At 35.9% G+C, this 14,077-nt stretch carries 10 protein-coding genes and 1 tRNA gene; 9 read left to right on the top strand and 2 right to left on the bottom strand.

The genetic code is table 11. The annotated features are described in order from the left end of the window. Window positions 1–28 precede the first annotated feature (28 nt). On the bottom strand, window positions 29–322 hold the full coding sequence (locus tag J3U24_RS09220; protein ID WP_034915350.1) for a co-chaperone GroES: 294 nt from the start codon (window positions 320–322) through the stop codon (window positions 29–31). Between the two features lie 148 nt (window positions 323–470). Further along, window positions 471–905, bottom strand: a complete 435-nt coding sequence (locus J3U24_RS09215) for an FxsA family protein (protein ID WP_065562752.1) — start codon at window positions 903–905, stop codon at window positions 471–473. 159 nt (window positions 906–1,064) lie between these two features. On the opposite strand from J3U24_RS09215, the gene J3U24_RS09210 reads away from it, so the two are divergent. The 9 genes from J3U24_RS09210 to cysW all read left to right on the top strand — a co-directional run bounded on the left by J3U24_RS09210 (window position 1,065) and on the right by cysW (window position 14,068). After that, window positions 1,065–1,140, top strand: a tRNA-Phe gene (locus J3U24_RS09210). A 510-nt stretch (window positions 1,141–1,650) separates the two neighbouring features. Continuing rightward, window positions 1,651–4,242, top strand: coding sequence for a type I restriction-modification system subunit M (locus J3U24_RS09205; RefSeq protein ID WP_267337213.1), 2,592 nt, complete (start codon window positions 1,651–1,653; stop codon window positions 4,240–4,242). Between the two features lies 1 nt (window position 4,243). After that, complete coding sequence (locus tag J3U24_RS09200; RefSeq protein ID WP_267337212.1) at window positions 4,244–5,443, top strand: restriction endonuclease subunit S; 1,200 nt, start codon at window positions 4,244–4,246, stop codon at window positions 5,441–5,443. A 9-nt stretch (window positions 5,444–5,452) separates the two neighbouring features. Next, window positions 5,453–8,644, top strand: coding sequence for a type I restriction endonuclease subunit R (locus J3U24_RS09195; RefSeq protein WP_267337211.1), 3,192 nt, complete (start codon window positions 5,453–5,455; stop codon window positions 8,642–8,644). 232 nt (window positions 8,645–8,876) lie between these two features. Further along, a complete protein-coding gene (locus tag J3U24_RS09190) occupies window positions 8,877–9,785 on the top strand; it encodes a restriction endonuclease (protein WP_187756183.1) in 909 nt (302 codons plus the stop codon). A 156-nt stretch (window positions 9,786–9,941) separates the two neighbouring features. Then, window positions 9,942–10,865, top strand: coding sequence for a hypothetical protein (locus tag J3U24_RS09185; protein ID WP_267337210.1), 924 nt, complete (start codon window positions 9,942–9,944; stop codon window positions 10,863–10,865). Window positions 10,866–11,327: 462 nt separating this feature from the next. After that, window positions 11,328–12,311, top strand: a complete 984-nt coding sequence (locus J3U24_RS09180; RefSeq protein WP_267337253.1) for a sulfate ABC transporter substrate-binding protein — start codon at window positions 11,328–11,330, stop codon at window positions 12,309–12,311. A gap of 80 nt (window positions 12,312–12,391) precedes the next feature. Next, the gene (gene cysT / locus J3U24_RS09175; RefSeq protein WP_416380479.1) at window positions 12,392–13,210 is read left to right on the top strand and encodes a sulfate ABC transporter permease subunit CysT; all 819 of its coding nucleotides are present in this window, start codon (window positions 12,392–12,394) and stop codon (window positions 13,208–13,210) included. Window positions 13,211–13,219: 9 nt separating this feature from the next. Next, entirely contained in the window at window positions 13,220–14,068 is an 849-nt protein-coding gene (gene cysW, locus J3U24_RS09170; protein ID WP_267337208.1) for a sulfate ABC transporter permease subunit CysW, read from the top strand. Window positions 14,069–14,077 lie beyond the last annotated feature (9 nt).

Here is a 14,077-nt window from a genome sequence, read left to right as displayed (position 1 = left end):
TCTGTCTATAAATTAAATTATTTGCCAATTACGCTTGAACAATGGCTAAAATATCGCTTTCAGATAAGATAAGCACTTCTTCGTTATCAATTTTTTCTGTTTTAACGCCATATCCTTCATTGAAAATAACGATATCACCAACTTTTACATCTAGTGGTTGAACTTGACCATTTTCTAAAATGCGACCATTACCAACAGCTAAAACTTCACCACGTGTTGATTTACCCGCAGCTGAGCCTGTTAAAACAATACCGCCAGCTGATTTTGACTCTACTTCTTTGCGTTTAATGATCACACGATCATGCAATGGACGAATTTTCATTAGTTATCTCCTAGCACTAATATAAATTAAATAATTATTAACAATAAATCATAAAATTATGATCTATATAATATAGTGAACATTAAATGGGGGTTGTTTTAAATTCTTCAAGAGAATAACATTAAAAAATTTTTTAATTGATTAATTATTAGTCATCTTTACGCTCAAATTCACCCTCAATTACATCATTAAGTTGCGCATTGTTGCTAGAAGAAAATGATCGAACTTTGAAAGGAAATTTTTTAACAATAAAGCGAACAATATAATCTTGAACGCGTGGAATTAACAAAATCCCGCCAAGCATATCGGTTAAAAAACCAGGAATTAGCAATAAAAAACCCGCAAAGAGTAAGGACACACTCTTAATAATTTCATCTTTAGGACTTTGATTATTAGCGATTTTTTGTTGCATAATACTTAGGTTATTTAAACCCTGCTTTTTAATTAAAGAAAACCCAATAATCGAAGTGGCAATAATGCCAATTAAAGCAAGAAAAACACCTATTGAATCAGCAACTTTTATAAAGAAGCTGAGTTCCAAATAAGCATAAATAAAAAAAACAATAAATCCAAAGACTCGCATATAAAATTCCTCTAAGTATAGAGTGATATTATGTCATAATAAGTTACTAATATAGTAATAACTAGTTAAATTTCAACCAAACGACATATATTTTTCAAAATATCTTACAAAAGGGATTGACTGATAATCGCGAATCGTGTTTAATACACCTCCATTGTTGCCCGGATAGCTCAGTCGGTAGAGCAGGGGATTGAAAATCCCCGTGTCCGTGGTTCGATTCCGCGTCCGGGCACCAATTACGAAAAAGGAACACCAGCGAAAGCTGGTTTTTTTGTGTCTGAAATCTCGCTAAATGAATATATTCTCCACCTTTTTTAAGCATTTCCGTTGTATTACCAATGATATTTATGATGCTAGGAAATTCACTTTCAAAATAAACTAAAATAAGATTAATCCACTAGTTCAATTAATTTAGATAAAATAAACAGTTTCAAAAAGCTTAAGCAGCAATTTAAAGAAAAAACGATAATAGCAACATATAGAATAACTTAAGTTAATAATGGCGTTTATGGATTTTTGAGATATTCACCTGTATTATTATACTCAAAATAAGTCAATTAGGCTGTTCGTCAAAAGCATGGACTAGTTCAGCTAGCAAGTTAAAACATTGCGGATTGGCATTATGGCGCCTAAACGATTCAATTTAAAAAATTAGTTCATTTTGATAAAAATTATCAAAATTTATATTGTAAGGATAATTGTTAGATTTTATCTGATTTCGATAACATCACCAAACAGGATAAAAATGAATAAACAACAATTGGCCGCTAAGATTTGGGAATCTGCCAACCAGATGCGTTCTAAAATTGAGGCGAATGAATATAAAGATTACATTCTTGGTTTTATTTTCTATAAATATTTAAGTGATCAGTTAGTACAATTTGTTTCCAAAGAAGGCATGACACCAGACGATATCAAATTGCTTACTGAAACAGATACAGACACGGTAAAGTTCGTGCAAGATAACTTAGGTTACTTTATTGCCTATGATAATTTATTTTCCACTTGGATAGATCCCAAATATCCATTCGATGAATCTAATGTACGTGATGCACTATCAGCATTTAGCCGTTTAATTTCACCAACCTATAAAAAGCTCTTTGAGGGAATTTTTACCACTTTAGAAACCGGTTTAAGTAAGCTCGGTGAAAGTGCAGGTAAACGTACCAAAGCTATCAGTGATTTACTTCAATTAATCAAAAGTATTCCAATGAATGCTAATCAAGGATACGATGTATTGGGTTACATTTACGAATATTTGATTGAAAAATTTGCGGCGAATGCGGGTAAAAAAGCTGGTGAATTTTATACACCGCATGAAGTTTCAGTACTGATGTCAAACATCATCGCTCATGAATTAAAACATAAAAATACTATTAAAATTTACGACCCAACATCGGGGTCAGGTTCTCTGTTAATTAATATCGGTGAGGCGTTCCAGAAATACGGCAAAAATAAAGACAGTATTACCTATTATGCTCAAGAATTAAAAGCGAACACTTATAATCTTACTCGTATGAACTTAATTATGCGGGGTATTAAAGCCAGCAACATTAAAACCCGTAATGCCGACACATTGGAAGAAGATTGGCCTTATGTTGACGACAGTGATCCACAAGGTTCATATGACCCTTTGCATGTTGATGCAGTAGTATCAAATCCACCTTACTCCCAAAGCTGGGATCCAAGTTTTAAAGAGAGCGATCCTCGTTATTCTCGTTTTGGGCTCGCCCCCAAAACCAAAGCCGATTTTGCGTTTTTGTTGCATGATCTATACCATTTAAAACCCGATGGCATTATGACAATTGTTCTTCCTCATGGTGTTTTATTTAGAGGGGGTGAAGAGGGCGAGATTCGTAAGCAACTTATTGAACAGAATCATATTGATACGATCATCGGTTTGCCGGCAAATATCTTTTTTGGTACCGGTATTCCGACGGTAATTTTAGTACTTAAACAAAAACGTCAAAATACTGACGTATTGGTAATTGATGCCTCGAAACATTTTATTAAAGAAGGAAAAAATAACAAACTGCAAATTAGTGATATCAAACGTATTACAGATGCGGTGATTAATCGTGAAAGTATCGATAAGTTCTCACAACTTGTTAGCAAGGATACTATACGTGCTAACGACTTTAACCTTAATATTCCTCGCTATGTGGACTCTTCAGAAGCGACACCAAACTGGGATTTACATGCCACTATGCTGGGCGGTATACCTAACAGCGAAATTGCTGAATTACAGCACTATTGGCAAACTTTTCCAGCGCTGCGTAACAAACTGTTTGCTGCTAAATCAGCGGCTTATAGTGAGCTAGCTATCGATAAAAAAGACGTCAATGTCACTATTGTGCAGCATCCACAAGTGTTGGCATTTATTGACGCCTATAATCAAGCCTTTAACGGTTTTGATACATACTTACAAACGCAATTAATTGAAAATTGGCAGAGTGTTAAACGTAATCAGTGTGAATCGGCGTTAAGTGCTGAATTATTTAACCGTTTAGCGTCAAATAATCTAATCGACAAATATCAAGCTTATCAGTTTTTAAGTGATCAATGGCAAATCATCAGCGCTGATTTAGAAATGATGCAAACAGAGGGGTTTTCCGCCACTAAACAAGTTGATCCCAATATGGTGATCAAGAAAAAAAACGGTCAAGACACTGACGTACAAGACGGTTGGAAAGGCCATATTTTACCGTTTGATTTAGTACAAAAGACTTGTTTGAATGATGCTTTACAGGCATTAGCTGAAAAGGAAACTCGCTTAGCTGAAATTGCGAGTTTGCTGGAAGCGATTCTAGAATCGCTCACCGAAGAAGAAAAAGAACAAGATACCATTAAAGAGAGCCAAGATGGTTTTGCCAACACCGAAGTTAGTAAAGCAGCCAAAAACTTCTTAAAAGAGCAAAAAGAGAGCAAAATCAAGTTTGCTGAAGAAAGTTATGAGCACAAAATAATTCAAGCTAGTCGGCTGATTGATGAAGAAAAAACATTAAAGAAAACGGTTAAAGACGCCGCTATTGAGTTGCATCTAAAAACCAAAACGACTATTGAAAGTTTAACTGATGAACAGGTGAACAATCTACTATGCCTTAAATGGATTACCCCATTATGCAATGAACTTGCCACAATGCCAAACGTAGTAATTAACCAACTCACTAATCAAGTACAAGCGCTTGCCGATAAATATGCTGTGACCTATTCGCAAATAGCCAATGAAATTAAAACCACTGAGCAAGAGTTGGCACAGATGATAGGTGAACTCACTGGTAATGAGTTTGATATGCAGGGTCTTAATGAACTCGCGAAATTACTAAAAGGTGAATAGGATGAGTGCGGATAGAAAAGTGCCAGAGATTCGGTTTAAAGGGTTTCATAAAGAGTGGTTTGAAAATAAGCTAGGTGAATTAATAGATATTAGATCTGCTGCAAGAGTTCATAAAAAACAATGGACTGAAGCAGGAGTACCATTTTTTAGAACAAGCGATGTTATATCTATTTACAAGGGACAGAATAATAGTAAAGCCTATATACCTTATGAGGTTTATCAACAGCTATCTGAAAAAATCGGCAGAGTAACAAAAAATGATCTACTTATAACTGGTGGAGGTTCAATTGGTATCCCTTATCTAATTCGGAGCGATAATCCTTTATATTTCAAGGATGCAGACCTACTATGGCTAAAGAACGATAAAAATTTCAATGGATACTTTCTATATACATTTTTCTTTAGCAAATGTTTCAAAAAACATATTAAAAGCATTTCTCATACAGGAACGATTGCGCACTACACAATTGAACAAGCTAAAGCAACACCAATAAATATATGTAACGAAGAAGAACAAGTCTCTATAAGCAACTACTTCCAAAAACTCGACACCCTTATCAACCAACACCAAAAAAAGCATGATAAGCTTTGCAATATTAAAAAAGCCATGCTGGAAAAAATGTTCCCCAAGCAAGGTAAAACGATTCCAGAAATCCGTTTTAAAGATTTTAGTGGACAATGGGAAGAAAAAGCTATTTACGAACTGTTTACTATCACTCGTGGAAATGTGTTGTCGGCAAATAAAACCAGTCCGATTCCAACTACTTCTATGTGCTACCCCGTATATTCATCACAAACAAAAAACAATGGATTGATGGGATTCTATGATAAATATTTATTTGAAACAGCAATTACATGGACAACAGATGGAGCAAATGCAGGAACAGTTAATTTTAGAGATAGTAAATTTTATAGTACGAATGTAAACGGTGTTCTTTTATCTAATAAAGGTTATGCTAATAAAGCTATTGCAGAAATATTAAACAAAGAAGCTTGGAGACATGTTTCACATGTTGGAAATCCTAAATTGATGAATAATGTTATGAGCACAATTAAAATAACAATTCCTAACTCGATTGCAGAACAAAACGCCATTAGCAATTATTTCCAAAAACTCGACAATTTGATCAACCAACACCAACAACAAATCACCAAACTCAATAATATCAAGCAAGCCTGCTTGAGCAAAATGTTTGTTTAAGGAGAAACAATGATAACCTTTAGAACTGAAGCCGAATTTGAGCAGGCCTTTATTGATGTCCTTACCCAAAAAGGGTGGGAATCGGAAATACTTAAAAACAAAACTGAGGCGCAATTGTTGCAAAACTGGGCAACTATCTTGTTTGAAAATAATCGCCAACAGGATCGGTTAAATGATGTGCCCTTAACCAATACCGAAATGCAGCAAATCATTGAGCAAATCAAAGAGCTTAAAACACCGATCAAACTAAATGGCTTAATTAACGGTAAAACTATTGCCATCAAGCGAGATAACCCATTAGATACCTTGCATTTCGGTAAAGAAGTCAGCTTAAAAATTTACGATCGCCAAGAAATTGCCGCCGGTCAAAGCCGTTACCAAATTGTGCAACAACCCAAATTTGAACGTGGTAGCCCTTTGCGTAATGACCGTCGTGGTGATGTTATGTTACTCATTAATGGAATGCCGGTGATTCATGTAGAGCTAAAGCGCAGTGGTATTCCGGTTAGCCAAGCTATTAACCAAATTGAAAAGTACAGCAAAGAGGGAATATTTAGCGGGCTGTTTTCGCTTATCCAAGTATTTGTGGCGATGGAACCAGAGGAAACGAAATACTTTGCCAATCCGGGGATAGAGGGCAATTTTAACCCTGATTATCAATTTCACTGGGCTGATTTTAATAATGAGCCGATGAATCATTGGAAAGATATTGCTTCGACCTTGTTGTCTATTCCTATGGCACACCAATTGATTGGCTTTTACACTGTTGCTGACGATACTGATGGCATCCTTAAAGTGATGCGTAGTTATCAGTATTATGCTGCCAATGCAATATCGGACAAAGTTGCCAAAACCAATTGGCAACAACTTAGTAATACTGCAAATAATTCAGATCGCCTCGGTGGTTATGTATGGCATACTACTGGCTCAGGTAAAACCATGACCAGTTTTAAATCGGCGCAGTTAATTGCTCAATCCAAAGATGCCGATAAAGTAATTTTTTTAATGGATCGTGTTGAACTCGGTACACAATCCCTTGCAGAGTACCGCAATTTTGCCAATGATGGTGAAGACGTTCAAGCTACGGAAGATACCCATACGCTCATTACCAAATTAAAAAGTAGTAATCCAGCCGATACTTTAATTGTTACTTCTATTCAAAAAATGAGTAATATTTTTGAAGCGGTTAACGATGAAGGGACAGCTACTAACTCTGCCGATATTGAAAAAATTCGTACCAATCGCTTAGTGTTCATTATCGATGAGGCACATCGATCAACGATGAGTGGCGGTAATGAAGATAAAGAAGGCATGTTGGTGCGAATAAAAAGAACTTTCCCTAAGGCACTCTTTTTTGGTTTTACTGGCACACCGATTCATGAGGAAAATCAGATTAATCTCAATACGACCGCTGATGTGTTTGGTAACGAACTACATCGTTACAGTATCGCCGATGGTATACGCGATGGCAACGTACTGGGTTTTGATCCCTATAAAGTTTCTACGTTTAGAGATATTGATTTGAGGGAAAAGGTAGCGCTTGAGCAAGCTAAAGCTAACACCATTATAGAGGCCATGAACGATCCCGTAAAGAAAGAAAAATTTAATTATTTTATGAATGATGTGCCTATGGCTGGCTATAAAGATGCTATGGGTAAATATCACAAAGGCATTGAAGACTATATACCGAAAAGCCAATATTTATCCGATGCGCATCAAGAAAAGGTTATCAGTGATATCTTAGATAAATGGGAAATACTCAGTCAAGGCAATAAGTTTCATGCTATTTTAGCTACAAGCAGTATCGCCGAAGCCATTGATTATTATCGACGATTAAAAGCAGCCAAACCGGAACTGAAAGTGTCCGCCTTATTTGATCCACATATTGATAACAGTGGTGATGAAAATCGAGGCCCAACCTTTAAAGGTGATGGTTTAGAAGAAATAATGGCCGATTATAACGCACGTTACAGTCAGAATTTTGATTTTGCCCGCCATGCTGCTTTCAAAAAAGATTTAGCGGATCGTCTTGCTCATAAAAAACAATACAAACATATACATACTGAGCCTGCAAAACAGTTAGATTTATTGATTGTAGTAGACCAGATGCTTACCGGTTTCGATTCTAAATGGCTCAATACGTTATATTTAGATAAGGTGATTAAATATCAACATATCATTCAAGCGTTCTCACGTACTAATCGCCTGTTTGGTCCTGATAAACCTCATGGCATTATTCGTTATTACCGCTACCCACACACCATGGAGCGGCACATCAACGATGCGGTAAAACTCTACTCTGGTGATAAGCCGATTGGTCTATTTGTTGATAAGTTGGCAAGCAACCTTGAAGCTATGAATGAATTTGTCGCAGATATGCGTGAGCTGTTTATTAACGCAGGTATTGATAATTTTGAAAAACTGCCAGAAGATATTGATGCTTGTGCTAAATTTGCAAAACTATTTAATACGTTTAATCAACACTTAGAAGCAGCAAAAATACAAGGATTTAATTGGAAACAGTCGATCTACTCCTTTACTGAAAAGGATAAACCGTATGAGGTAACATTAGCTATAGACGAACAAACTTACTTGAGTCTCATTTTACGTTACAGAGAGTTGGTTGCAAAAGGCGAAAGCATTGGTGCGAGAGGGGGGGATGTCCCTTTTGATGTTAGTGGTTATTTAACGGAAATCGATACCGGTAAAATCGATGCCAACTATATGAATAGTCGATTTGATAAATATTTGAAAGAGCTGAATCAAAATTCAATCAATATTGAAAACACCTTAAATGAGCTGCATAAGTCATTTGCTTCACTTTCTCAAAGTGAGCAAAAGTACGCTAAACTTTTTTTACATGATTTACAACGTGGTGATGCGCGGTTAATTGATGGTCACACTTTTAGGGATTATATCAATATTTACAAAGATAACGCTGAAAATGCGCAAGTGAATATGGTGGTTGATGCGCTTGGTTTAGATAAAAGACTACTTTTAACGTTAATGAGCGATAGAGTGAATGTGAATAATCTCAATGATTTTGGTCGATTCGATGCCTTAAAAGAAACGGTCGATAAAGCAAAGGCGAAAGCCTATTTTGAAAAACAAGACGGCATCACAATATCATTATTTAAGCTCAATATTCGCATTGAACAGTTTTTGAAACAATTTATTTTTTCACGAACAGATGATCTTTAAGATAACGTTGTTTGTAGGGATTTTTTCAAATTAAATTTTTTAAATAAGTTTTAATCTAACCATTACAACAAAATTTGGTTTTTTTCGATTCAACTCATAACGTTTTGTAACGTTATACAATAGATTATAGAAGTTTTTTCTGTATTGATGTGAATAACTTGAATTTAATGGGACCAATATAAATGGTTGTGATAAGCTTAAAAATATAATCCATTATATTAAGGAGAAATAAATGGCTATTCCCGATTATCAAACGCTTATGCTACCACTTTTAGAATGGTTATCCGATGGAAAAGCGCATACAACAAGGAAAACGTATGATCATTTGATTCAGCTATTCAACTTAACACCTGATGAAGCAAATCAATTACTCCCTAATAGCAATCAAGCGATTATTGAAAATAGAATCGGTTGGGCTAAAACCTATCTGAAAAAAGCAGGATTAATTGATAACGCTAAACGAGGTATTTGGCAAATAAGTGAATTGGGATTAAAGTTTTTACAAAGCAAGCCTACGCGATTAACAAATGAAGAGTTAATGCACATACCAGAATTTGTATCATTTAAACAATCATCGTCTGCCACTCCAACGCAAACAAAGCCAATTAACGTTGAATCAGAAAACACACCGACAGAACTTATGGATTCATCCTATCAAGAAATTCGAGGCTCACTTGTCACTGATCTACTGAGTTCAATTAAAACGTGTTCACCTGCATTTTTTGAACGGTTAGTCTTGGACGTTATGCTTGCTTTAGGTTATGGTGGCTCTCGCCGTGATGCAGGGGAGGCAACTCGCATAGCAAAAGATGGTGGCATTGATGGGATCATCCGAGAAGATAAGCTTGGACTTGACATGATTTATTTACAGGCTAAAAAGTGGGAAGGTACTGTCGGCCGACCTGAAATACAAAAATTTGCTGGCGCCCTACAGGGTGTAAAAGCTAGAAAAGGCGTATTTATTACAACTTCCAATTTTAGCAATGAAGCAATTGATTACGTAACACATTTAGAGTCAAAAATTATTTTAATTAATGGTAGTCAGTTAGCAGAGTTAATGATTGATCACAATGTTGGGGTTTCAACAAAGCAGACTTATGAAGTAAAGCAAATTGATAGTGATTACTTTGAGGAGGTTTAGTAAAAGGTATTTCCTATATGAGTTTGATGTCATCATAAATCGATACTTTATTTACACAAAATGAAAAATAATGCGGAATTAGTAACGGTTGCTCCGATAAATTTTTCTAGAATTTATCCAATACAACGATTATTAAATATAGAAAAGGGAAATAATATGGAATCTGCTCGTGATAAATTGACAAGACAAATTGTTGAAGCTAAGGATTTATGCAAGTTAGATTTTGTTAACCGTAAAGGTTATGAATGTTGGGGTTGCGGTATTGATATGGTTCCCCGTTCATGGGGCGAAAAAAATAAATTGCGTCCAAATTTCTCTAAATATCCAAATCAATCTCATGTTGGAAATTGTGATGCAGACGCAGAAGAGAAAATTATTAATCAGGGGATAGGAAAAAAACAGAGTATCAAAGATAAATTAGAAAACACGCCTGGATTATCGCCTTCAGGATTGGTTCTGATTGATGAAAGAGAGCATGTGGGGGATTTAGTCAATCCAAATAGCAAAAAGGCATCCTCATCAGTTAACGCAAATAGTAAAAACCAAGATCTAAATGATGTTCTTAATAAAAAATCCAGACGGGCAGCTAATACTATTCGTCCAATATGTCGAGCTTTTGTCAACTTTCCTTACGATCGTAATATGTCTTTAAATGTTCCCGGAGTTTCTGGTTATAATTATATGACAATTTTCAAAAAAATTGAAAATAATGCGATTAAAAAATATAACGAAAAGAAAATTTTTTATTCTCCATTGCAATGGAATAAAATCATACATGATGATGAGTTATTGATTATACCGTTGACTGCTGGAATTTGGACTGACAATAAACCAGAACGTACTTATAAAATTCACGTCGATTGGTCTACATGGTCTCAAGCAAAAAAAACAATGTTATTGCATGAACTCGAAGCCGCTCAAGACGAGGCAAAGCAGGCTAAAAAAGAAAATAAGAAAGATAAAGCTTGGGTCTTTTTTATCGGCGAACAAGATGAAGAAAACGATGATATTTTTTATCTAAAAGATCAAAGGCTGATTTGTTCTATTGTTGGTCATATCCTTTACCCTCGACTAACATAGTTAGATGAGTTCTATCTTAATCGTAAAAAAATTCATTTTTAAAGGAATAAGGCATTACAAGGATCGATTGAACAAAATTTTGATAACCAAAATGCTATTCATCATTTTTTAAAACAACATCATTTATCTGAGAATGTTTCTCTTGATTTTGAAGATTTCAAAGAATTTATTTTAGAACGTGAAAAATATATTAAGCAGGATTTACTTGATATATTGAATATTAAGCCGAGCCTTTAAATATTATAAATATATTAATTTTTATATTCACCTCTCCTCATCTCCCTCCACACCTATATATCTATTTTTGTTATAACTAAATGCAAAATAATCGTTTTCGCATCTCACCATAATTTGGTCTAATTATTTCATATTTTTATCATTACTAATCCAATACATTAGTAGCGTAGCGTGAGGTGTCGAGTGAAAAATTTACCTCTTTTTCAAAAATTATATAGGCATGGGATCAGCTTAATCTTATTGGCAATTTGCACTTTTATGCATCAAGCGCAAGCAATTGAATTACTCAATGTTTCTTATGATCCCACGCGAGAGCTTTATAAAGCATATAATCAGGCTTTTATCGAGCATTGGCAGCAGCAAACCGGTGAACGGTTGACGATAAATAATTCGCATGGTGGGTCTGGTAAACAGGCGCGTTCGGTCATTGATGGTTTGCAGGCCGATGTGGTTACGCTTGCTTTAGCGTGTGATATTGATGCGTTAAACCGTTATCAAACTAACATATCACCTGATTGGCAAGCTAGGTTGCCAAATAATAGTGCGCCTTACCATTCAACTATTGTCTTTTTAGTGCGTAAAGGTAATCCAAAACAGATTTATGATTGGGGTGATCTCATAAAAGATGATGTTGAGGTAATAACACCCAATCCCAAAACCTCGGGTGGGGCTCGTTGGAATTTTTTGGCGGCTTGGGCTTATGCTAAAAGTACCTATGGTAACGATGAACAAGCTCAAGACTTTGTCACCAAATTATATCAACATGTTCCGGTTTTAGACACAGGTGCCAGAGGCGCAACCATTAGCTTTGTACAGCGAGGCTTAGGTGATGTTTTAATTTCTTGGGAAAATGAGGCTTATTTGGCGTTAAGAGAGCAAGGTGGCGATCAATTAGAAATTATTATGCCCTCATTATCCATTTTAGCTGAGCCGACTGTGGCTTTAGTCGATAAAGTTGTTGATAGCAAAGGTACACGTAAGCAAGCGCAAGCTTATTTGGAATACTTATATAGCGATCCGGCACAACATATTATAGCCAAGCATTTTTACCGTCCTGTTAATCCTGATGTCCTTAAACAATATGCTGATCAGTTTCCTACTATTAAGTTAGTTACGGTTGATAACGATTTTGGTGGATGGCAAACAGTGCAAAAAAAATTTTTTAGTGATGGGGCCATCTTTGATGCAATTTATGCTGAGATAAACTAATTACTACTTATTCTGGCAATGTTATGTGTGTGCTCACTTAGCTTTGCGGTATAAAGGTGAATGTTATGAAAGTTGCAAGCATTAAACAACAACGGATCATCCCAGGTTTTAACTTAACGTTAGGTTACACTTTAACCTTTCTTAGTTTGATTGTGCTTATTCCGTTATTAGGTTTGTTTCTTTATTCAACAAAGCTGTCTTTTGAGGAGTGGCATCGGTTATTAGTCAGCAAACAGTTTTTATTGGCATTAACTCTTTCATTAAGTACCGCATTTATCAATGCCGGTTTAAACAGCTTTATTGGTTTATTATTGGCTTGGGTACTGGTGCGTTATCGATTTCCAGGACGTAAGATAATGGATATCTGTATTGATATCCCGTTTGCTTTACCAACAGCCGTTGCTGGCATTGCGTTAACCGCAATTTATGCCCAAAACGGGCCAATTGGGCAATGGTTCAGTTTTAAAATTGCTTATACCCCCATTGGCATTACCTTAGCGCTGTTATTTGTTACATTGCCGTTTGTTGTGCGTACTTTGCAACCGGTGATGGCTGATTTACCACGTGAACAAGAAGAAGCGGCGAGTTTGCTTGGTGCATCGCCTAGGCAAATTTTTATGCATATTATTTTACCTGCCATTTTACCAGCTTGGCTAACGGGGTTTACCCTCGCTTTTGCTCGTGCTATTGGCGAATATGGTTCAGTAGTCTTTATTGCCGGTAATATTCCATTTAAGACCGAAATATTACCGTTATTAATTGTCTCAAAACTTGATCAATATGCTTATGATGCCGCTGCCGCGATTGGCGTAACGATGTTACTGATTGCTTTTGTATTGTTATTAATTATGAACAGTTTACAGCGAAAACTTAACCGTAAGATTAATAAAAACCATTAATATAAGATTATGCAGATATTACAATCAATAACAGAAAAAAAGAGAGTAACCCGTTTCCAGCTATTGCTAATCTTGTTGGCGGTATTACTGTTTTTCGGACTTTTATTGTTGCCGCTAGTTGTGGTGCTCGCGCAGGGGCTAGCTAATGGTGTAAATGCATTTTGGCAAGTGATTATTGAGCCAGATACCTTATCCGCTTTTAAATTAACACTGATTGCCGTTGGTGTAGCGGTGCCATTAAATGTGATATTTGGTGTATGTGCAGCTTGGGTCATAACTAAATATCAATTCAAAGGCAAACAAATATTAGTCACATTAATTGATTTACCGTTCTCGATTTCCCCCATTGTTGCGGGTTTAATCTATGTATTGCTATTTGGCGCACAAAGTGCGTTGTATCCGTTTTTGCAGGCGTGGAATATTCAAATTGTCTATGCGATTCCAGGAATTATCTTAGCAACGATTTTTGTATCCGTTCCTTTTGTGGCAAGAGAACTCATTCCGATAATGGCGTTACAAGGTACTCATGAAGAAGAGGCCGCCAGCGTCCTTGGTGCAAATGGCTGGCAAATTTTTTTCCACATTACTTTACCCAATATTAAATGGGCCTTAATGCATGGTGTTGTTCTTTGCACCGCTCGCTCACTCGGTGAATTTGGCGCGGTATCGGTTGTTTCTGGGCATATTCGTGGTTACACCAATACCTTACCGCTTCATGTTGAGATTTTATACAATGAATACAATATTGTTGCCGCATTTAGTGTCGCTATTTTGCTATTAATTATGTCGCTTGCGTTACTCTTGATTCGTCAATGGATTGAAAGGCGCTTAGCCAATGAATGTCATTACGGGAACTAAGAGGTAGAT

It is taken from the genome of Gilliamella sp. B2785 (assembly GCF_026537005.1).
GTDB classification, from domain to species: domain Bacteria; phylum Pseudomonadota; class Gammaproteobacteria; order Enterobacterales; family Orbaceae; genus Gilliamella; species Gilliamella apicola_E.
The sequence above is the reverse complement of the archived record's forward strand: the minus strand, read 5'-3'. Positions and strand labels throughout refer to the sequence as shown.

What these genes read in the sequence shown, in the direction of transcription:
- cysW (WP_267337208.1), top strand. Translation starts at nt 13,220, where the DNA reads ATGCAGATATTACAATCAATAACAGAAAAAAAGAGAGTAACCCGTTTC.
- J3U24_RS09185 (WP_267337210.1), top strand. Translation starts at nt 9,942, where the DNA reads ATGGAATCTGCTCGTGATAAATTGACAAGACAAATTGTTGAAGCTAAG.
- J3U24_RS09200 (WP_267337212.1), top strand. Translation starts at nt 4,244, where the DNA reads ATGAGTGCGGATAGAAAAGTGCCAGAGATTCGGTTTAAAGGGTTTCAT.
- J3U24_RS09190 (WP_187756183.1), top strand. Translation starts at nt 8,877, where the DNA reads ATGGCTATTCCCGATTATCAAACGCTTATGCTACCACTTTTAGAATGG.
- J3U24_RS09220 (WP_034915350.1), bottom strand. Translation starts at nt 322, where the DNA reads ATGAAAATTCGTCCATTGCATGATCGTGTGATCATTAAACGCAAAGAA.
- J3U24_RS09195 (WP_267337211.1), top strand. Translation starts at nt 5,453, where the DNA reads ATGATAACCTTTAGAACTGAAGCCGAATTTGAGCAGGCCTTTATTGAT.
- J3U24_RS09205 (WP_267337213.1), top strand. Translation starts at nt 1,651, where the DNA reads ATGAATAAACAACAATTGGCCGCTAAGATTTGGGAATCTGCCAACCAG.
- J3U24_RS09215 (WP_065562752.1), bottom strand. Translation starts at nt 905, where the DNA reads ATGCGAGTCTTTGGATTTATTGTTTTTTTTATTTATGCTTATTTGGAA.